General features: G+C 74.9%; 16 protein-coding genes. 8 read left to right on the top strand and 8 right to left on the bottom strand.

The features are described from left to right. Positions 1 to 22 precede the first annotated feature (22 nt). Positions 23 to 2533, bottom strand: coding sequence for a SpoIIE family protein phosphatase (locus ACWC94_RS40750; RefSeq protein WP_450802631.1), 2511 nt, complete (start codon positions 2531 to 2533; stop codon positions 23 to 25). A gap of 239 nt (positions 2534 to 2772) precedes the next feature. Here ACWC94_RS40750 and ACWC94_RS40745 point away from each other — a divergent pair, with 239 nt between their 5' ends. Further along, positions 2773 to 4323, top strand: coding sequence for a hypothetical protein (locus tag ACWC94_RS40745; protein WP_450802630.1), 1551 nt, complete (start codon positions 2773 to 2775; stop codon positions 4321 to 4323). A 1-nt stretch (position 4324) separates the two neighbouring features. Here ACWC94_RS40745 and ACWC94_RS40740 read toward each other — a convergent pair whose 3' ends face one another. The 3 genes from ACWC94_RS40740 to ACWC94_RS40730 form a co-directional block, all read right to left on the bottom strand. Next, positions 4325 to 4984, bottom strand: a complete 660-nt coding sequence (locus tag ACWC94_RS40740) for a 2-phosphosulfolactate phosphatase (protein ID WP_450802656.1) — start codon at positions 4982 to 4984, stop codon at positions 4325 to 4327. Positions 4985 to 5082: 98 nt separating this feature from the next. Further along, positions 5083 to 5370, bottom strand: a complete 288-nt coding sequence (locus ACWC94_RS40735) for a DUF1232 domain-containing protein (RefSeq protein WP_450802628.1) — start codon at positions 5368 to 5370, stop codon at positions 5083 to 5085. A gap of 202 nt (positions 5371 to 5572) precedes the next feature. Further along, positions 5573 to 6841, bottom strand: a complete 1269-nt coding sequence (locus tag ACWC94_RS40730) for a hypothetical protein (protein ID WP_450802626.1) — start codon at positions 6839 to 6841, stop codon at positions 5573 to 5575. A 365-nt stretch (positions 6842 to 7206) separates the two neighbouring features. Here ACWC94_RS40730 and ACWC94_RS40725 point away from each other — a divergent pair, with 365 nt between their 5' ends. The 3 genes from ACWC94_RS40725 (at position 7207) to ACWC94_RS40715 (ending at position 9159) form a co-directional block, all read left to right on the top strand. Then, positions 7207 to 7602: a PadR family transcriptional regulator gene (locus tag ACWC94_RS40725; RefSeq protein WP_450802654.1), complete on the top strand. Its 396-nt coding sequence runs from the start codon at positions 7207 to 7209 to the stop codon at positions 7600 to 7602. Further along, positions 7599 to 8600 (top strand): hypothetical protein, encoded by a 1002-nt coding sequence (locus ACWC94_RS40720; protein WP_450802624.1) that lies wholly within the window; start codon positions 7599 to 7601, stop codon positions 8598 to 8600. The genes ACWC94_RS40725 and ACWC94_RS40720 overlap by 4 nt, the downstream gene beginning before the upstream one ends. Before the next feature lie 244 nt (positions 8601 to 8844). After that, on the top strand, positions 8845 to 9159 hold the full coding sequence (locus tag ACWC94_RS40715; RefSeq protein WP_450802623.1) for a hypothetical protein: 315 nt from the start codon (positions 8845 to 8847) through the stop codon (positions 9157 to 9159). 62 nt (positions 9160 to 9221) lie between these two features. Here the strand turns inward: ACWC94_RS40715 and ACWC94_RS40710 are convergent, their stop codons facing one another. After that, complete coding sequence (locus ACWC94_RS40710) at positions 9222 to 10586, bottom strand: FAD-dependent oxidoreductase (RefSeq protein WP_450802653.1); 1365 nt, start codon at positions 10584 to 10586, stop codon at positions 9222 to 9224. A gap of 237 nt (positions 10587 to 10823) precedes the next feature. Between ACWC94_RS40710 and ACWC94_RS40705 the strand changes: the two genes are divergently transcribed. Continuing rightward, positions 10824 to 10961 carry a hypothetical protein gene (locus tag ACWC94_RS40705; RefSeq protein ID WP_450802622.1) on the top strand — a complete coding sequence of 46 codons (138 nt, stop codon included), beginning with the start codon at positions 10824 to 10826 and terminating at the stop codon, positions 10959 to 10961. A 64-nt stretch (positions 10962 to 11025) separates the two neighbouring features. Here ACWC94_RS40705 and ACWC94_RS40700 read toward each other — a convergent pair whose 3' ends face one another. Beyond that, a complete protein-coding gene (locus tag ACWC94_RS40700; protein WP_450802620.1) occupies positions 11026 to 12747 on the bottom strand; it encodes an NlpC/P60 family protein in 1722 nt (573 codons plus the stop codon). 360 nt (positions 12748 to 13107) lie between these two features. On the opposite strand from ACWC94_RS40700, the gene ACWC94_RS40695 reads away from it, so the two are divergent. Continuing rightward, entirely contained in the window at positions 13108 to 15138 is a 2031-nt protein-coding gene (locus ACWC94_RS40695; protein WP_450802651.1) for a DUF1996 domain-containing protein, read from the top strand. 123 nt (positions 15139 to 15261) lie between these two features. Here ACWC94_RS40695 and ACWC94_RS40690 read toward each other — a convergent pair whose 3' ends face one another. Beyond that, complete coding sequence (locus ACWC94_RS40690; protein WP_450802649.1) at positions 15262 to 15930, bottom strand: lipoprotein; 669 nt, start codon at positions 15928 to 15930, stop codon at positions 15262 to 15264. A 99-nt stretch (positions 15931 to 16029) separates the two neighbouring features. Further along, positions 16030 to 16974: a GNAT family N-acetyltransferase gene (locus ACWC94_RS40685; RefSeq protein ID WP_450802619.1), complete on the bottom strand. Its 945-nt coding sequence runs from the start codon at positions 16972 to 16974 to the stop codon at positions 16030 to 16032. A 103-nt stretch (positions 16975 to 17077) separates the two neighbouring features. Here ACWC94_RS40685 and ACWC94_RS40680 point away from each other — a divergent pair, with 103 nt between their 5' ends. Next, positions 17078 to 17536, top strand: a complete 459-nt coding sequence (locus ACWC94_RS40680) for a flavodoxin family protein (RefSeq protein ID WP_450802618.1) — start codon at positions 17078 to 17080, stop codon at positions 17534 to 17536. A 212-nt stretch (positions 17537 to 17748) separates the two neighbouring features. Next, the gene (locus ACWC94_RS40675) at positions 17749 to 18393 is read left to right on the top strand and encodes a hypothetical protein (protein WP_450802616.1); all 645 of its coding nucleotides are present in this window, start codon (positions 17749 to 17751) and stop codon (positions 18391 to 18393) included. Positions 18394 to 18410: the final 17 nt, after the last annotated feature.

Below are 18410 nucleotides of genomic sequence, written 5' to 3'. Positions count from 1 at the left end.
CGATCGGCGCGACGCGATCCGGTCACTGGCGACGCAGGGGGGCCGAACGGCGGGCGGCGAGCAGCAGCGCCACGTCGTCGGGGCGGTCGGTGGCATGCCGGGCGGTGGCCGTGAGCCGGTCGGCGACCCCGGCCAGGGACCTCCCGCCCCGCCGTCCGGCCGCGGCCCCGGCCCTGTTCAGCGCCAGCCGCAGCGCCGTGATGCCGTCGTCGATGTCCTCGCCCGGCCGCTCCACCAGCCCGTCCGTGTACAGGGCGAGGATCGCGTCCGGCTCCAGCACCAGCTCGGTCACCGGGTACCGGGCCCGCGGGTCCACACCGAGGACGACACCGCCCGGGATGTCCAGCACCCGGGTCGGCCCGCTGGGCGGGCGCAGCAGCGGCGGCGGATGCCCCGCCCGGGCGACCCTGACCCGGCCGGTGGCGGGGTCCAGCCGCAGATAGCAGCAGCTGGCGAACTGACCGGGATCGAGGTCGATCAGCAGATGGTTGGTGCCGCTCATCACCTCGTCGGGCGGCCGGTCGCCCAGCGCGAACGCGCGCACCGCGCTGCGCAGCTGCCCCATCGTGGCCGCCGCCTGCACCCCGTGCCCCTGCACATCACCGATCACCAGCGCGAGCCCGTCACCGGCCTCGACCACGTCGTACCAGTCGCCGCCCACGTCCATGCCCTGCGTACCGGGCAGATACCGGCCCGCGGTCTCCACCTGCGGATGCGCCGACAGCCGGCGGGGCAGCAGGGCCTGCTGCAGGCCGCGGGCGAGGGCCGCCTCACTGTCGTAGCGCTGCGCCCGCTCCATGGCGTGCGCGATCAGCCCGGCGAGCGCGGTGAGGACCGTGCGCTCCTCGGTGCTGAAGCTGCGCTGTCTTTCGAAACCGAGGATGCAGGAGCCGACCGGCCGGCCGGACGCGATCAGCGGCAGGAAGGCGCGGGCCCCCTCGTCGGCGTCCAGCGGGATGCCCGGGTAGGTGGCCGCGATCTGCTGCATCGACTCGAAGAACAGCGGCCGGCCCGTGGTGAGGGTCTCCACACCCGGCACGCGCGCGTCCAGGCCGATTCCCTCGAACGGGGCCAGGAACCCCTGCGGGAAGCCGGTCTCCCAGGCCAGGTACAGATGCCGCTCCTGCAGCAGGTAGATGGCGAGGCGACGACCGCCGAACGCGGGCAGCAGCTCCTGCATCACCACGGCCGACACCTGCTGGGCGGTCACCGCGTCCGTCAGCGCGATGGCCAGGGCGATCGGCCGGTACAGCGGGGCCATCGAGTGGTCGGCCGTCGCGGTGTCCTCCGGGACATGCTCCTGGACGACCGGTTCGACCGGTGTGCCCATGCGGCTGGCCGGGACGAGCGTGCAGGTCAGCAGGTCTTCACCGGGATGCACCGACACCGCGAGCCAGTCGCCCGTCCCCGGCTCGTCGCGGTCGCCGGCCGGCCGGTGCACATGGAAGTGCACCGGCTCCGGGGACAGCAGGGCGCCGCGCAGATGGTCGTCGTACGGCGGACCGGCCAGCCACGGCATCGCCTCCCACAGCGGCCGCCCGAGCAGCCACGCGCGGTCCCGTCCGGCGAGCCGGGCCGCGGCCTGGTTGGCGTACACGACCAGACCCACCCGGTCCAGGCAGAACACGCCCTGCGGCAGCAGATCGGCCGCGCCCTCCGCGGAGGCGGCGGGACCGGGCTCGAACACGATCCCGCCGACCCGCTCCGCAGCCCCCTGACCGGCGGCCGGCCACAGGTGCAGCAGTCGCGGTGTGCCGTCCCGCCCCCGCAGGCACAGCGGCGCGGCGGGTGGCTTCCCGGCGGCGGTGTCGCGCAGCGCGGCCAGGACCCGGTGCGCGTCGTGCGGGGCCACGGCATCCGCGAGTGCCTCGTCACTCCGCACGACGTCACCGGTGCGCAGGCCCAGGAGGCCGTTCAACCGCTCGTCCGCGTGTACCGCGCAGCTCTCGGGGTCCCAGTCGAAGCGCGCCACGACCGCCTGCGCGGGCAGCCTCACGGGCGGCCGTACGCACAGCGGCTCACCCTCCCAGACGACCGCGCCGGCATCCCCGTCGGCGAGTGCGAGCAGCTCGGCCCCCAGTCCTTCGGCCAGCCGGGCGAGCAACTCGCCGTCCAGTGACTCGTCCGCCGTGTCCGCGACCGCCGGGCGCAGCACCGTGAGCACCCCGAGCGGCTCGCTCCCGCCCGGCACCGGGACGTGCACCGACCCGAAGGGGAACGGCAGACCCGCGGCGAACTGCGGATACCGGCGCACCGTCTCGGCGGCGTTCGGCAGCACCACCTGTATGCCGAGGCGATAGGCGTCGGCGACCGGGAAGGGGCGGCCGACGTGCAGCCGCCACCAGGGCCGGAACAGCGGGCCGGGCAGCCCGGCGAGCACCGCGAGGCGCAGCAGACCGGGGGTGCCGGACCGCAGATAGACGCCCGCCACCCGGCCGCCGGCCGCGCCGAGCGCGCCGGTGGAGGCCTCGGCCAGCAGCGCGGCCAGCCGGGTCCGTGTGCGGACCACCTGCTCGCCACCGCTCCCAGCCATCGCCCCTGCCTCGTCCCGTGCGCCTTCGGGTGGATGACACAGCAAGAATGCGCCCGGAGGACCATGCGACGCACCTGGGAGGGAGCGGGAACCGGGGGAGGGCCGCACCCACCGGGCCGTCTCACACCAGTGCCCCACCGGAGTGGCGGGCCCACCGGCCCGCTCCTAGTAATGGACTGCGTAATGCCGCGGCCGTGCGCGGGGCGCAGCCGCGCCCGGACCCTGCGACTGGAGCCGAGATGACGACCCGCTCTCCGTCCCCCCGTCCCGACGGCGCCCTCATATCCTCAGCGCCGGTCCTCACCCCGTCCCCCCAGCTCCTGACGTGGCCGGCGACGCCCCCGGAACCGATCCCCGAAACCCCCGAAACCCCCGACGGGAGTCCACCCGACGACCCTCGCGCGCTGTCCGCCGGCACCGCGCCCGCCGGTACCCCGTGCGACGACGCCCCGTGCCAGGGGGATCCTCCGGACGACGACCCGTTGCAGGGCCTGGTCCGCGCGGCCGTCGCCGACCGCCCGCTCGAGGACGTCGTCCGGCTCATCACGCTGCTGGAGAACTCGCCCGAGCACCCCCGGGCCACGGCGGACGCACTGCGCGCGATCGGGGTCGACCGGTCCGTGGAGGACCTCGCCCGCCTGGTGGCCCTCCTGGCCGAGTCGCCGCGGGACACCGACAGTGCCGACGAGATGATCCGCGCCGCCGCCGAACGCCGGCCCCTGGACGAGGTCGCCCGGCTGGTGCAGCTGCTGCACCGGGCATCCGTCGAACCCCACTGCGGGCAGGCCGCGCTGCGGGCCGCGGCCGCCAACCGGCCCGTGGAGGAACTCGCCGGGCTGATCGCCCGGCTGGCCGCGGACCGCCCCGGCCACGAGACCGTCCTGTTCGAGACCCCGCCGCCCGAGACCCCGTTGCCCCGGACTGTGCCGCCCGAGACCGCGCTGCCGCAGACCGTGCCGCCCGAGACCCCGTTGCCCCATGCCGCGCCGCCCGAGACCGTGCTGCCCCATGCCGGGCTTCCTGGGTCCCCGCTGCCCGGCACCTCGCTGCCCGAGACCGCGCCGCCCAAGACTCCGTTGCCCCATGCCGTGCTGCCGGGGCTGCCCGCCACCTCGCCGCGTGAGACGCCGTTGCACGAGTCGCCGTACTCCGATCCCGCCGCCCTCGCGTCCCCCGGACCCGCTTCCGCCGAACCCGCTTCCGACGGACCCGCTTCCGGTGAACCCGTGGTCACGGAACCCGTGGCGGCGGCCGACGACACGGTCGCGGCGGCCACCGGCGGGAGGGGCGGGGCGGGGAAGGTACGGCCGGCGGAGGGCAGGCCCGCCAACGGCCGGCCGGTGCCTCTTCGCCCGGCGGGGGGCCGGGGCCAGGACGCCCGCAGGTCCGTGGCTCCCCCGTGGGGTGCCCGCGGCGCCGCGCTGCTGGTCCTGCTGTGCGGGGTGGCCCACGCCCCGCGCTCCTGGCCCGGACCGTCCCACGGTGTCGTCGTCCCGGCCACCGTCATCGCCTCGGTCCTGTGCGTCCTGCTGGCCCTCGCGCTGCCCGCCCGGTCGCCGCAGGCCCGGCTCGTCACGGCGACCGCCGCGCTCGGTGTCACGGCGGCGCTCGCCGCCGGACAGCTGCTCGGCGGATGGCCCGGTGTGCCCGGCCCGTCCCGGCCCTGGGACGCGACCCTGGCCCCACCGTGGCTCGCCGGCACCGCGGCAGCGGTGGCCGCGCTCGCGGCCCTCGCGGTGCTGCTGGGCACCCTGATGGCGGGCAGCGCCCGCCACGCGGACGCGGGCTGACTCAGACCGCCGGGCGCGCCGGCCCGGTGTGGCCCGGCTCCCCGCCGCGGGCGTCCACCGGACGCAGCACCAGACGGCCGTCCACCCGGGCGGCCGCCATGGCGAACGGGAAGGCGTCCGCCTCCAGGCACATCCCCACGTCCTCGGGGTGGACACCGGCCCAGCCCCGCCGCACGCCGTCCGCGAGCCGGGCGGTGGCCTCGGAACGCCGGGCCCGTTCCAGATAGGGGGCCGGGTCGGCGTCGGCCGTGCGGACGCGGTCCGCGATGTACCCGGCGCACGCGCGATCCTCCTCCGCCCGGCCGCCGTCCCCGGTGACGACGAAGGTCACCGTCTCCGGCCGGGCCCGCCGCAGCACCTCCGCGGTCGCACCGGCCAGCACGAAGCTCGCGCACAGCAGCAGCCCCGCCTCCGCCACGGCCAGCGCCCCGGACGTCCCGGCGGTGGTCTTCTGCACGACCGTACGGCCCCGCACGTCCAGCGAGCGCAGCCGGGCGGGGGAGTTGGCCAGGTCGAACCCGGGCACCGGCGCGCCGTCCTGGAAGGCGAGCCAGCCCGGGTGACGGGCCTTCAGGTCCAGGGCCTCCTGCTGCGTGCCGGCGAAGACGATCCGCTCGGCACCGCGCCGGAAGGCCCAGGCGGCCACGGTGAACGCGCGCATGACGTCGATGACCACGGCCACGTCCGGGGCCGTCGGCGTACCGGGTGTACCGGTGAACTCGGTCCGCGTCGCTCCATGATGAGGCCCGCGGCGGCCGTTCAGCGCTCGTTCGGACCGGGCGGCAGCGGCCGGGCGGCGCGCATGCTGCGCAGCGCCAGCAGCAGGACGGCGATGTCGTCCAGGTAGACGGGGTCGGGCAGCAGGTCGGTGGGGAGCAGCAGATAGACGACCGCGCCCCAGAACACCCAGCGCGGCCCCGTCGGCAGCCCGGCCCGCCGCAGGGTGCGCCGGGCGCGCACCAGCCGCACGAGCAGTCCGAGGGCGACGGCGAGCAGCACGGCCGCGAGCACGGCGCCGATCACCAGCAAGGTGGTGGCGGAATCCATCCGGCCTCCTCCTTCCGGCCCCCGAAGCGACGGTTACGACGAGACGGTTACCACGAGACGGATACGACGACACGGCCACCGACGACTTCCGGTCCTACGGAGAGGGTGTGCGCCGACTGCGAGTACCGAACCGAGCCGTCACAGGGGAGCCCGGAGCCGTCGTGACCGTCCCGTGGGAACCGGCGGCCGGCCTGACCGACGGTCACGCCGGCGGCTCCGTTCCGTCGGCCGTCTCCTTGCTGCCGCTCTCCGCCGCGGGTCCGGCCGGCGCCGGGGCGTCCGGTGAGCCGCGGCGCACCGGGTCCTCGTCGGGGCCCTGGGGGCTCGCCGGCAGCTGGCGGCGGGCCTTGGCCGCGGACCTCAGCCGTTCGAACGTCCGCGTCAGCGGCTGCAGCGCACCCGGCATCCGGGGCTCGGGCCGCTGCTGCGGCAGGACGGGCGCGGGGACGTCACGGTAGGCGGCGAGCGCCTCCAGGGCCTGCTCGGCGGCCTCCTTGTACAGATCCCGGGACTTCGTCATCGCCTCCAGCGCCTCGGTGTACACGGCGACCAGCCGCCGCTCACGCTCCAGCTCCTCCTGGACGGTCATCAGGGTCCAGTTCTCCCGCAGGTCGGTGAGCGCCTCCTCCACCTCACGCGGCATCGGCCGGGGAAGGGCGACGAAGTGCCGTAGCGCGGCAACGAGTTCGGCCGGTTCGCAACCGTCCAGGAAGACGCTGCGCACGCGGTGCTCGCGGCCGTCGTAGCCCTCCGAGGCGGGATCCGGGGGCAGCAGCACGGCGCCCCCGCGCGGCACCTCGACGCCGAGGTCCTTCAGCGCCCAGTTGACGGCACGGAACTGGTGCGGCGCGGCCCGGTGCTCGACGACGCGGTGCCTGAGGCCCGGCGGCAGCAGCCGGGCCAGCGGCAGCCGGCCCTGCTCGTCCGGGGTCATCGCCTCGTGCACGACGAGGTTGACGCACCACGCCTCGCGCGCCGCCTCCCGCAGTCTGCGCCGCATCTCCTTGTCGTCCGCGGGCAGCGCGTTGACCTGCCGGAAGCGCAGCCCGGCGACCGTGGCGTGGTGGTCCCACGAGCCGTCCTCGCCCGCACCGCCCGCGGGCCAGAACAGTGTCGCCGGTGAGGGCCACGCCTCGTCCCACGGGCGCTCGGCCTCCGCGACGAGCCGCCACTCGTGCCCCTGCGGCCGGCCCTCGCGCGCCACAAGGGTGAGCCGGGCCCGCACGGTGACCGTGCCGCCGGCCCGCCAGCGCGCCTCGAAGACCCGCCGGCCCGGGGCCTGGGCCACGGGGGGTTCGCCTACGGGGGATTCGCCGACGCGGGGTTCGGTGAAGTCGTCGATGTCCCCGTTCTCCTTGTGCCGGCGCAGGGTGCGGCGGACGACCTCCTCGGGGGCGGGACCGGTGTGGCGGCCCCGGGCCGCCCAGAGGGTCTGCGGGATGGTGGCGCGGTCGGTGGCGGAGTTCGACATGAGCCAATCTGCTGATGGGGGCGGGTGTGTCTCCCAGTATCACCGCTCGCCCGCGCGGGACGTCGTCCGGGGCCGGGAGGCGGCGCGTGGCGGATCCCGCGCGCCCTCGCGCACGGGACGCGCGCCGTACACCCGGGGTGCGCGGCGCGTGCGTCGGCCCGCCGTCCTTCACACGTGGTCGTGCCGTCGTACGGCGCCCAGAATGGTCCGGCGAACGGGGTCCGCCCGCCCATCCGCTCAGGGGCGGACCCCGTTGGCATGGCACGCGGGTCCCACGGCACGCGCGTCCCACGGCACACGGGTGCCGACAACCACTCGATATATATCGGCAGGCGATATATTCTGGCTTCATGACAGCGAAGAGCATGACCCGGGCGGCGTTCTTCGTCCTCACGGCGCTCGCCGACCAGCCCCGGCACGGCTACGGCATCCTGCGCGAGACGGAGGAACTGTCCGGCGGCGAGGTGCAGTTGCGGGTCGGCACGCTGTACGGAGTGCTGGACCGGCTCACCGCCGACGGCCTGATCGTGCTGGACCGCGAAGAGGTCCAGCAGGGCCGGCTGCGGCGCTACTACCGGCTCACCGACGACGGCGTCGCGGCCCTGGACGCGGAGGCCGAGCGGATGGCCGCCGGGGCCGGCGCGGCCAAGCGGCGCATCGCCGAGGGCCGCCGTGCCGGTGCCGCCGTCCGCCCCGCCGCCGAAGGCCCGGCCGGACTCGAACCCCCCACCGCACCCGGACTCGCGGGAGGTTACGCATGACCACACTGCTGGAGGCCCGCTACCGAGCCGTCCTGCGCCTGCTCCCCGCCTACTACCGGCGCGAGCGGGAGGAGGAGATGGTCGAGACGTATCTGGCCGACCTCGACCGCGACACACAGGACCAGAGCCGGCCCACACTAGGCGAGGTGGCGAGCATCGCCGCCCTGGCGGTGCGCAGCCGCCTCGGCGCGGCAGGGGCGCCGCGTCCCTACGTGCTGCTCGGATCGGGCGCCCGGCTCTTCGCGCTGGCCGCCGTCCTGGTCCTGGCGGCCTCCGCCGTAGTCGCGCCGATCCTGCAGCTGACCTGGTCGTTCACCCGGGGAGGGGCGGAACGGCGGCTGTTCCTCTCGGGGTTCACCGACCACGGGGTCCTCGGCGGCACGGTCGCCGTCGCCCAGTGGGTCCTGCCGCTGGGCTGGACAGCCGCCTACTTCGGCCTCCTGTACGGCCGTCGCCGCCTCGCCCGGACCGGTGCCCTGGTGGCCGCACTGCCCACCCTGTGGCCGCTGGTGTCCTCACTGACGGGGGTGACGGTCATCGGGGAGCCGACGTTCGTGGTGACGCTGGCGCTCCTCGCGTGGCTGCCGGCCCTCGTGCTGTGCGCCGCCCACCACCGCGACGCGCCCCCGGCCCGGCTGCCGGCGGGTACCCCCGGACTGGTCCTCATGGCGGCGTGCGTGGTGACGGGCGCGTCCCTGGTGCTCCTGCCCAGCGCCTCCGACCTGGTGTGGGGCCCTGGCAACTGCTTCGTCGTGGGCGCCCTGGGCTGGCTGCTGTGGAGCGTGCGCCGCACGGAGCGGGGCGTACCGGGCGGCGCGCTCGCCCTCGCCGTGCTCGGCCTGCTCCTCCTGTCCGTGCGCGTCGCCGCCCTCTACCCGTGGCTCGGGCTGCCCGAGGCCGCGGCGTACCTCCGCGGCGACATCGCCCAGGCGGTGGTGCTCGCCCTGCTGACCGCGGTCCTGGCGGTGGCCGGTCGCCGCGAGCTCGCTCCCCGCTGAGCCGCCACCGCGTGGCGCGGCCCTGGACGTGTGCGACCGGACGCCGCGCCCCGGTTTTTGGCCGGGTCTGGAGCGGCCGCGGGCGTGCTCGGCGGCCTGGACCGCATGGCCGCCCGCGCCACCGCGACACCCGTGACCCTCGGCGGCCAGAGGCCGGTCCCCTGTTCAGCGTGCCGGAACCGGCCGCCGGGACCGCCCGCCGGCTCGGCGTCGGCACGGACGCCGCCGCCCTGTGTCTCCGGCTGTGCGCGCTCGCCCGGCCCATGGACGCAACGTCCGGCGCCGGCACGGCTGGACGGCCGCCCGGCACCGGGCCGCGCAGGCGGAACCGGTGGCCATGGGCGCCGTCGAGACCGGACGCCGGGCCCGTGCCGGACGCACGGCATTCATGCGGGACACCCGGGAGGCTCTGGAGGCACCCCGTCTGCCGCTGGAGACGGGGAAGTTGACCGCCCATCCGGCCTCGTGGTCCGGCGCGGGCGTGCACGGCCCGTTCCCGCACCTGCTGCCGCCGGTGCCGCTGCACGAGGTGTTCGAGCGGGCGGCCACGCGGGCCTGAACGGGGCGAGGGGGCAGGCGCCCCGGCGCCTGCCCCCTCGCGAGCCCTGCGGAATCCGGGACCTACGCCCCGCTCTCCCGCAGCATGTCCTCCCGTTCGACGAGCTTCACGCGCTCGCGGCCCTGCGGCTCGCCCAGGGCCCGCTCCGCGGCGTCCAGCTTGTACCAGCCCTCCCAGGTGGTGAAGCGGACCTCGCGCTCGGCGAGGAATGCGTCCACGGCCTCGGGGTCGGGCGCGGTGGGGGCGTGCAGCCTGCCGTTCGCGTAGTCGTCCAGCAGGTTGGCGACGGTCTCGTTGGCGTCACCCTTGGTGTGGCCGATCAGACCGATCGGGCCGCGCCGGATCCAGCCGGTGACGTAGGTGGACTGCACAGGGGTGCCGCCCTCCTCGATGACCCGGCCGCCCTCGTCCGGGACCGTGCCCGTCTCCAGGTTCCAGGGCAGCTTGGGCAGCTTCTCGGAGAGGTAGCCGACCGCGCGGTAGACCGCCGTGACGTCCCAGTCCTTGAACTCACCGGTGCCCTTGACGTTGCCGGTGCCGTCCAGGGCGGTGCGCTCGGTGCGCAGGCCGACGACCCTGCCGTCCTCGCCGAGGATCTCCGCCGGGGACTCGAAGAAGTGCAGGAACAGCTTGTGCGGCCGGTCGCCGGCGTCACGGATCGCCCAGTTCTCCAGCGTCTTGGCGACCATGTCGGCCTGCTTGTTGCCGCGCCGGGTCTCGATCGAGCCCTCGTCGTAGTCGATGTCCTCGGGGTCGACGATGACCTCGATGTTCGGCGAGTGGTCCAGCTCGCGCAGCTCCATCGGGCTGAACTTCGCCTGCGCGGGGCCGCGGCGGCCGAAGACGTGGATCTCCACGGCCTTGTTCGCCTTCAGGCCGTCGTAGACGTTCGGCGGGATCTCGGTCGGCAGCAGCTCGTCAGCGGTCTTGGCGAGGATGCGGGCCACGTCGAGGGCGACGTTGCCGACGCCGAGCACGGCGACCTTCTCGGCCTCCAGCGGCCAGGTGCGCGGGACGTCCGGGTGGCCGTCGTACCAGGAGACGAAGTCGGCGGCGCCGTAGGAGCCGTCCAGGTCGATGCCGGGTATGGACAGGTCGCGGTCGGCCATCGCGCCGGTGGAGAAGATCACCGCGTCGTAGAAGGCGCGCAGGTCGTCCAGGCTGATGTCGCCGGGGTAGTCGACGTTGCCGAACAGACGGATCTGCGGCTTGTCGAGCACCTGGTGCAGGGCCGTGATGATGCCCTTGATGCGCGGGTGGTCGGGTGCGACGCCGTACCGGATCAGGCCGAACGGGGCGGGCATCCGCTCGAAGAGGTCGATGGAGACGCCGGGGTCGGCGGCCACCTCGGACTTGAGGAGGGCGTCGGCGGCGTAGATCCCGGCGGGGCCGGCTCCGACGATGGCTACCCGCAGGGGGCGCGGCATGATCAGGTTCCCTTCGAGCGTGAATGGCGACTCGATCAAGAAGCCTAAACTAAGGCAGCCCTAAGTTGGTACGCGGGTCCGGTCTATGACGTCATAAGGTGATCTTATGACTTACCCAGCGGGTTCTTATGGTCGGGGGTGATCCTCCCGGAGCGGTGTGCCGGGCGCGGTGTTCGGCGACTACGCCGACGTCCTCGCGACGGACCGGGCCCCGCCATCGGCCTCACCCGGGACCGCATGCGCAAGCACCTCGGCATCCGCTTCCGCGCCGACGACGGCCGCAGCATCGGCGAACCGGGCCTCCCCACCGGTCGTTGGGCCGAGACCGTCGTCGACCCCTACGTGAGTCGGCGCGCACACCGGTGCCGCGGCTGACCTGCGGCTGACCCCGGTTCCGGCCCGTGGACCGGTCGGCCGGGCAGACCGGTCCACGGGCCCGTCAGGCGGGTCGCACGATCCGGTGGATCGCCGACTCGCCGGCGCCGTAGACCGACTCCTCGCGAATCGACGCCCCCGGGCCCGGCGCGTGCACCATCATGCCGCCGCCGACGTGGAGGCCCACGTGCCGGTCGTCGTCGAAGAAGAGGACCAGATCACCGGGCTCCATCCCCGCGAGGGTGACCGGGGCGCCGGCGAGCGCCTGCTGGTGCGCGGCCCGCGGCAGCGTGACCCCGGCGGCCTTCCAGGCGGCCTGGGTGAGACTGGAACAGTCGTACGAGTCCGGCCCCGTCGCACCCCACACGCACGGCTTCCCGATCTGCGCCCGGGCGAACGCGATGGCCTTGGCGGCCCGCCCCGCCCGGGGTGACTCGGGGACGGGCATGAAGGAACCGGTGCCGGTCGCGGAGGCCCCGGTGGTGGACCAGGAGGCCCAGGTGTCCTCGGCCGGCATCGCGGCCGCCACCCCGTCCGGTGACGCCCACTGCGGCTGCTGCCACTGACCGGTTCCGGGGTCCGAGAGGGGCTGCGCGGGCGAAACGGGGGCGGCTGTGAGGGGGGTCGGCGGTGTGACCGAAACGGACGCGGGCGGCCCGGCCGTGAGGGGGGCGAGTGGTGGGGCCGGGGCCGGCACGGCCGGTGCGGCCGTGTGGGGCGCTAGTGGTGGGGCCGGGGCCGGCGCGGCCGGTGCGGTTGTCAGGGACGTCGGTGGCGCGGCCGTAACCGGCGTGGGCGGTGCGGCCGAAACGGACGCGGGCGGTGTCGCCGGGGCGGACGCGGGTGGCATGGTCGCAGCCGACGCGGGCGGTAGGGCCATCGCGCCGACCAGTTGGGCGGCGTACCGGGAGATCACGTCGCTCGCGGCGGCCAGCTTGCGCTGGTTGCCGGCCTTGGACGCGGCGGGGGAGGGGCGGCCCGGCGCGGTGGGGCCGGCGAGCGTCCACGGCTCCTGGGCCGGGACGCCCGGGAGCGCGGACGGTCCGGTCACCGGAAGGGCGGCCGTCTCACCGGGACCCGGCCCGGCCGGTTCCGCCGGGAGGCCGAGCCCGGGAACGCCCGGCACCGGTCGCGGTGTCTCCAGGTCGGCCGGAACCGCCTGCCATTCCGTACCCACCAGGGCCGCGGGACCCGGCAGCGACAGTTCCGGGGTGCTCGCACCGCGCGCTCCCGCTCCGGTGAGGCCGGTCGACTCATCTGACGCACCGGGAAGTTCAGGGCGCCGAGGGGCAGGCAGCGCCGCGCGTCCGCTCTCCCGTGCGGCCAGGGCCAGTTGCTCGGGGTCCGGTGCCGGGCCGGCCGTCAGCTCGGCCACCGCGCGGTCGGCGGCCCGCTCCAGGGCCTCGGGCCGCCGAGCCGACAGGCCCGTTCCCAGTGCGTCCGGCGTGCCGCCCGGGAGACCGCCGCCCGTCCGCTCCCGGGAGCGTCCCGGAGCCGAGCGGCCGGGAAGCCGGTCGGCGGGCAGTACGGCGGGGACGGTCGGTCCGAGCTTGGCGCGCGCCAGGTCGAACCACGGCCGGGCGACCTCGTCGAGAGCGGGATCCGGCCGTCGGCCCGACCGCTTGGCCAGCGGAACACCCCGTGAGCGCGTCACCGAGGCCATGGCCCGGGTCGCGTTGTAGTTCCCGGTCGCGTTCTCGGCCTGGTCGTAGAGGGAGTTGATCCGCTGCCGGACCTCGTCCCGCTGCGGAACCTCGTCGCGGCTCTCCGGCGCCATGGAAGACATGCTCCTTCCTTGCCCCACGGGGCAGTTGGGCCGTCTCGTCCGGCTCCGTCGAGCGCCGGGCGGCCTCGCGTCAACCTAGCCAACGTGTGTACCTCGTGTGAAGGTTGAGGCGTGGAATGTCCGATACGTATTTGTGATGTTCGTGGTGACGTTCGAAGGGGAAGGGGAGAGCCCCGCGTTTTCCTGTGAGATACCGGTGAATTCACGAGGCCGTTGAACACATCGCCGCCGCCCTCCGTATCAGGCCGGGGAGCTCCATGCCCGACCGGCGCACACACCACACAGGGGACGACCTTGGCACGCAACAACCGCAGACGCCCGACCGGCGCACGACGCGCGACCTTCGCAGCGGTCGCCCTGATGCTGGGTGGAGGCGGCCTCGTCGCGGCGAACGTCTACGCCTCGGCGACCGAGGGCTGGGGTGACGGGTCCGGCGCGAACGGCACCGGCCACGTCCTGTCCGCCGGCATGGCGACGATCGACTGCCCCGATGTCGGCAGCCGGCTGACCTCCGTACCGGAGGCGGCCCGTTCCGACGTGGACCGTGAACTCGCCCTCCTGGACCGGCAGACGGCGGCGGCGTACCGGCAGCTCCAGCAGCAGTCGGGGCAGGCCGCCGGTCAGTCCACGGGGCAGGCCGCGAGTCAGACCTCCGGTTCCGTCGACGACACGATCATGAACCCGCTGAAGGAGCAGCGGACCGCGGCGATCGGACGGATCGCCGACGCCGTCGACCGGGTGGGGGAGCGCCCGCAGGGCCTGGACGACCTGGCCGCCTGCACCCTGCGCCCCGCCGGCGGCGGCGCGGGTGACGGTGCCCAGGCGACCGCCGCCCCGAGCGGGGGTGCCCAGCAGACCGGAGCCGGCCAGGGCGGCAACGGACCGGTCGTCTCCGACTACGCGGACATCACCTCAGTGCAGCCCGACCTGTCGGCCCCGCCCCAGCAGGCCGACGCCTCGCGCGGCACCTTCTCCTCCGCGTGCGGGGTCAACGCGAACGGCCTGCGCAACTCCGACAACGTCATCGTCGCCCCCGGTGTCTCCAACGGCGCCCACCACTTCCACGACTACGTCGGCAACCAGGGCAACAACGCCTTCGCGAGCGACGACGACCTGGCGAAGGCCGGCACGAGCTGCGCCGACCAGGGTGACAGGTCCACGTACTACTGGCCGGTGCTGCGCCTGCAGAACGGCACCCAGGAACGGGACGCCGGGTCGCCGGGCGGCGGTACGGAGGGCAACGCGGGGCAGATCGTCACGCCCAAGCAGGTCACGCTGACGTTCGTGGGCAACCCGCGCGACAAGGTCACCGCCATGCCGCGGTTCCTGCGCATCATCACCGGCGACGCCAAGGCCTTCGTCAACGGGCCCGGCAACGCCAACGCGTCCTGGAGCTGCACCGGCTACGAGGACCGGCAGCTGAAGGACAAGTACCCGCTGTGCCCGCCGGGCAGCGACGTGGTGCGCACCTTCCGGTTCCAGAGCTGCTGGGACGGCCGCAACATCGACAGCGCCAACCACCGCACCCATGTGGCCTTCACCGCTCCCGACGGCTCCTGTCCGGCCGGCTTCCGCGCCGTTCCGCAGCTGGTGCAGCGCATCGTCTACGACGTCAAGGCGCCGAGCCTGCAGGACGGCGGCCGTACGGTGCCGCTCTTCGCGGTCGACTCCTTCCCCGAGCAACTGCACAAGCCCGTCACCGACCACGGCGACTTCATCAACGTCTTCGACGAGGACCTGATGCGCGAGATGGTCGACTGCATCAACTCCGGCCGCACCTGCGGCCGTGGCGGCGACGGCTCCGGTACGACGCCGGCTCCCACGGCGAGTTCCGGCTCCGGCGCCACGGCCGGCCCGACCGACGGTGCGACGGCCGGCCCGACCGACGGTGCGACGGCTGCCCCGGGCGACGGTGCGACGGAGCAGCCCGGCGGCACCGCCACCTCCGCACCGGCGTCCTCGGCCGCCCAGCCCACCGAGAGGCCGAGGACCGACGCTACGACCACACCGCACCGCACCACCCGGCGGCAACAGCCCACCCAGCAGGGCCGGCCCACCCAGCAGAGCCGGCCCGCCAGGAAGGACCAGCCCACCAAGGCCCAGGACCACCCCTCACAGCACAACGGCGGCACCACACAGCACGCCCCCACCCGCCAGAACGGCTCCACCGCACCGGCACCAGCCACGCTCACGCCCACGGCCGCCGCGTCCCCGCCCGCCCAGGCCACCGCCGCCGGACACGTCCCGCCCGCCTCCGCGCAGCCCCGACCGCAGGGCACGCAGGGCTCACTCGCGGAGACCGGGGCGCACGTGTGGCCCGCGGTCCTCGGCACCCTGCTTGCCCTGTCGGGCCTGGTCATGCTCCTCCGGGCCAGGCGCCTGCGCTACTGACCGTCGCCGCCCTTGCCTTCTACGACCGGCTCGGCTCCCAGGAGATCCCCGTCGCGGACGCCGGACCTCTCACGAAACCCGGGCCGGTCCACGCCGTCGAGTGAGCGCAGCCCGGCGCTGCGCTCAGCTCAACGTCAGTGTCCGCTTGGCGAGTTCGTACGCCGGTCGCATCGCGTCGTGCTCCTCGCTGTCCATGCCTCCGAGGTGCAGGACGACCGGGCCGTCGGGCGTGCCGACCGCGAGGGCGGTCTCCTTCTTCGTCTCTTCCAGGAGCTTGCTGGTGTAGAGGTACTCCACCTCCACGCCGCTCAGCCCGCCGCCGGTCTTGACGGAGCGGTACCTCTCCTTGCTGACGTTGTCCTCCGCGGCGACGAACCGGCGCAGCACACTGCCCGCGTCGCCGTCCCCGGGCTTGCCCGTCCACACGCGCAGGAAGCCGATGTGGCCCGCCGGCTTGGCGTCGATCTCGCAGGCCGTGGTGACCGGCCCCTGGCGCAGGAAGGCGTCGGCGAGTGCCCCGTTCAGGTCGCCGCCGGAGCCCTTCGAGGCCTTCGACAGCTCCTTCTCGGCGTCGACCGGCTTGGCCTTCCAGTCCTTGGCGATGTCGAAACGGACGGGCAGTTCGCAGCTCGATCCGGCCGCGCCGATCGAACCGCCGCTCGCCCTCGCGCTCTCCCCGGCCCCCTCGCCCCTGGCCCTCTCGCTCCGGGCGCTCGGCGCCGACTCCGCGCACCCGCCGAGCACCGCCGTCAGCGCCACCGCCACGACCACTCCGCCCCCCACGGACCCCACCCTGACGTGCACGTCCTTCTCCCCTCCTGTTCAGGAGGCGTCACTGTAACCGAGGGCGTCGACCGCGCCGAACGCCATTTCCCGCGCCGGCGGGCCCGGTCAGTCGGTGACGAGTGCCTTGCAGTAGACCGTGGAGCTGCGCCGGACGGTCATGCCGAGGCGCTCGTAGAGCGAGAGAGCGCCGGTGCCGGAGTGTGTCCACAGGGTGCAGGCCGGCCGGCCTCGGTGGTGGAAGGTGCGGAACGCCTCCCGCAGCAGCGTGCGGGCGATGCCCCGGTCGCGGTGGTCGCGCCGTACCGCGACCCGCTCGACGTACCCCTCGTCACGGCCCGGCACGTCCAGCGACAGGACCACCCCGACCATCCGGTCGCCGGCGAGGGCCACCGGTGACGCTTCCGGCAGGAAGGTGGCGCGTTCGACGGTGCGCCGGGCCCACTCCGGGTAGCTCTTCCGCCGTGGCTGCCACTCGTCGAACGCGTCCTCGGTCAGCTGGTACGCGGCCTGTTCGTCACCGTGCCGGAACGGCCGCACGGTGATGCCCGCCGGTGGATCGGGCACCTCCGGTTCGTGCGGCAGCGCGATCTCCAGCAGCCACTCGGTGACCAGCCGGGAGTACCCGAAGGCCCGCAGGAGCGCGACGGCGGCGTGATCGGTGTCGGAGACGGTCTGTGCGAGCCGGTCACCGCCCTGTTCCCGGGCCCGGTACTCGGCCCAGGCGAGCAGCGCAGCGCCGAGGCCCCGCCCCTGGTGAGCGGGGTGCACCTGGACCCTCGCCCGCCGCCCCCGCACCCAGCCGAAGCCCGCCGGTCCGCCCGCGCCGTCGTACACGAGCAGCGCGTCGGACTCCGGCCGCACACCGGCCAGGGTGAGTTCGGCGGTGATCCGGTCGGCGCCGGTCACGGCGCGGCCGTCCAGCTCGCTCTCGCACGCGGCGACCAGCCGGTGGATCGCGCCCGCGTCCGCGACAGCGGCCGGCCGGCACCGGTAGCCGCCCGGCAGCCCCGTGGGGACTAGACCGGCCATGAGTGCGTCCGTACCGGTCACGGCAGCCCCTCCCGTCCATCCCGTGCACAGCCTCTACCCCGCCGCGCCCCCTGCCACGCCCGCCGTTTGCGAGGGGACACGGGCGCACGGCAGGGTGCGGGGTGTGCCTACCTTGCTGATCGTCCACCACACCCCGTCGCCCCACTGCCAGGCGCTGTTCGAGGCCGTCGTCTCCGGCGCCACGACCCCGGAGATCGAGGGCGTCCGCGTCGTCCGGCGGGCGGCCCTGTCCGCGACGGCCTCCGACGTCCTGGAAGCCGACGGCTATCTGCTCGGCACCCCCGCGAACCTGGGCTACATGTCCGGTGCGCTGAAGCATTTCTTCGACCAGGTCTACTACCCCTGTCTGGACGAGACCCGGGGCCGGCCGTTCGGTTACTACGTCCACGGTGGCAATGACGTCACCGGTGCCGTCCGCGCCATCGAGGCCGTCACCACCGGCCTGGGCTGGCGCCGCGCGGCCGACGCGGTGACCGTCACCGGCGAGCCCGGCAAAGCCGGCACGGAGGCGTGCTGGGAGCTGGGGGCCACGGTCGCGGCGGGGCTGATGCCGCAGGCATGAGGGCCGGAGGGGCCCCTCCGCACGGGCACGGGGCCGACCGGGAGCCGGTGACGGGAGCGGGCATCCGCTGCCTGGACGGATGAAGGTGCGGGCCCGGTGCCGCTGGCCGACGATGGGACCGGGGTCGCGTCCCGCCGGCGCGGCCGTAGCCCGTCGTATGTCGTCGTATGGCGTCCTACGTCGTCGTACGTCGTCGAGCCAGGGAGCGTCGGATGCGAGTGGACGGCCACGCACCCGGACGGTCCGCGCCGGACGGCCGGGACGCCGGTGAACTGCTGCGCCGGTGCGCGCGGGACGTGGCCGGCGTCGCCGAGGACATCCGCGCGGTGTCGGCCCGCACCGGGAGCGCGCTGCGGGCCGTGCCCCTGACCGTCACCGCGCGCCGGCGTCCCCGGACCGGCCTCGCCGCCCGGTGGGCGCTGCTGCGGGCCCTGACGCACGGGCAGGGCCTCGGTGCCCCGGCGATCACCGCGCCGAAGGGCGTGAGCCGGATGCTGGGCCGGGAGAGTCTGGCCGCGCTGGTCGCCGTCGCCTCACTGCGTCTCAGGATCGCCGCCTTGCTGGTCGACCACCCCGGGTTCGCACGCGACCCGGGCATGCGCCGGCTGCTGGAGGCCGTCACCGCCGACCGCGGCCCGGCGGCCGTACGGGCCCTGCGCGCGCTGTTCCGGGACCGGAGTGCCCAGCGCGTCCTGTCCGGACTCGCCCCGCTGATGGCCGAACTCCTCGCCGTCCGCGCCCTGCTGGAGGAGGAGACGGAGCACGACGGGGCCGGCCGGGTGCCGGCGGCAGGGGGCGGGCCCCCCCTGGGGCCGGATGACCTACATCGACTACCGCCACCGCGTGGAGTTCGGTGAGGACGAGTACCGCCAGA

This window comes from Streptomyces sp. NPDC001135 (assembly GCF_053598395.1).
The sequence above is the reverse complement of the archived record's forward strand: the minus strand, read 5'-3'. Positions and strand labels throughout refer to the sequence as shown.

What these genes read in the sequence shown, in the direction of transcription:
- ACWC94_RS40750 (WP_450802631.1), bottom strand. Translation starts at nt 2,533, where the DNA reads ATGGCTGGGAGCGGTGGCGAGCAGGTGGTCCGCACACGGACCCGGCTG.
- ACWC94_RS40745 (WP_450802630.1), top strand. Translation starts at nt 2,773, where the DNA reads ATGACGACCCGCTCTCCGTCCCCCCGTCCCGACGGCGCCCTCATATCC.
- ACWC94_RS40740 (WP_450802656.1), bottom strand. Translation starts at nt 4,984, where the DNA reads ATGCGCGCGTTCACCGTGGCCGCCTGGGCCTTCCGGCGCGGTGCCGAG.
- ACWC94_RS40735 (WP_450802628.1), bottom strand. Translation starts at nt 5,370, where the DNA reads ATGGATTCCGCCACCACCTTGCTGGTGATCGGCGCCGTGCTCGCGGCC.
- ACWC94_RS40730 (WP_450802626.1), bottom strand. Translation starts at nt 6,841, where the DNA reads ATGTCGAACTCCGCCACCGACCGCGCCACCATCCCGCAGACCCTCTGG.
- ACWC94_RS40725 (WP_450802654.1), top strand. Translation starts at nt 7,207, where the DNA reads ATGACCCGGGCGGCGTTCTTCGTCCTCACGGCGCTCGCCGACCAGCCC.
- ACWC94_RS40720 (WP_450802624.1), top strand. Translation starts at nt 7,599, where the DNA reads ATGACCACACTGCTGGAGGCCCGCTACCGAGCCGTCCTGCGCCTGCTC.
- ACWC94_RS40710 (WP_450802653.1), bottom strand. Translation starts at nt 10,586, where the DNA reads ATGCCGCGCCCCCTGCGGGTAGCCATCGTCGGAGCCGGCCCCGCCGGG.
- ACWC94_RS40705 (WP_450802622.1), top strand. Translation starts at nt 10,824, where the DNA reads ATGCGCAAGCACCTCGGCATCCGCTTCCGCGCCGACGACGGCCGCAGC.
- ACWC94_RS40700 (WP_450802620.1), bottom strand. Translation starts at nt 12,747, where the DNA reads ATGTCTTCCATGGCGCCGGAGAGCCGCGACGAGGTTCCGCAGCGGGAC.
- ACWC94_RS40695 (WP_450802651.1), top strand. Translation starts at nt 13,108, where the DNA reads ATGCTGGGTGGAGGCGGCCTCGTCGCGGCGAACGTCTACGCCTCGGCG.
- ACWC94_RS40675 (WP_450802616.1), top strand. Translation starts at nt 17,749, where the DNA reads ATGCGAGTGGACGGCCACGCACCCGGACGGTCCGCGCCGGACGGCCGG.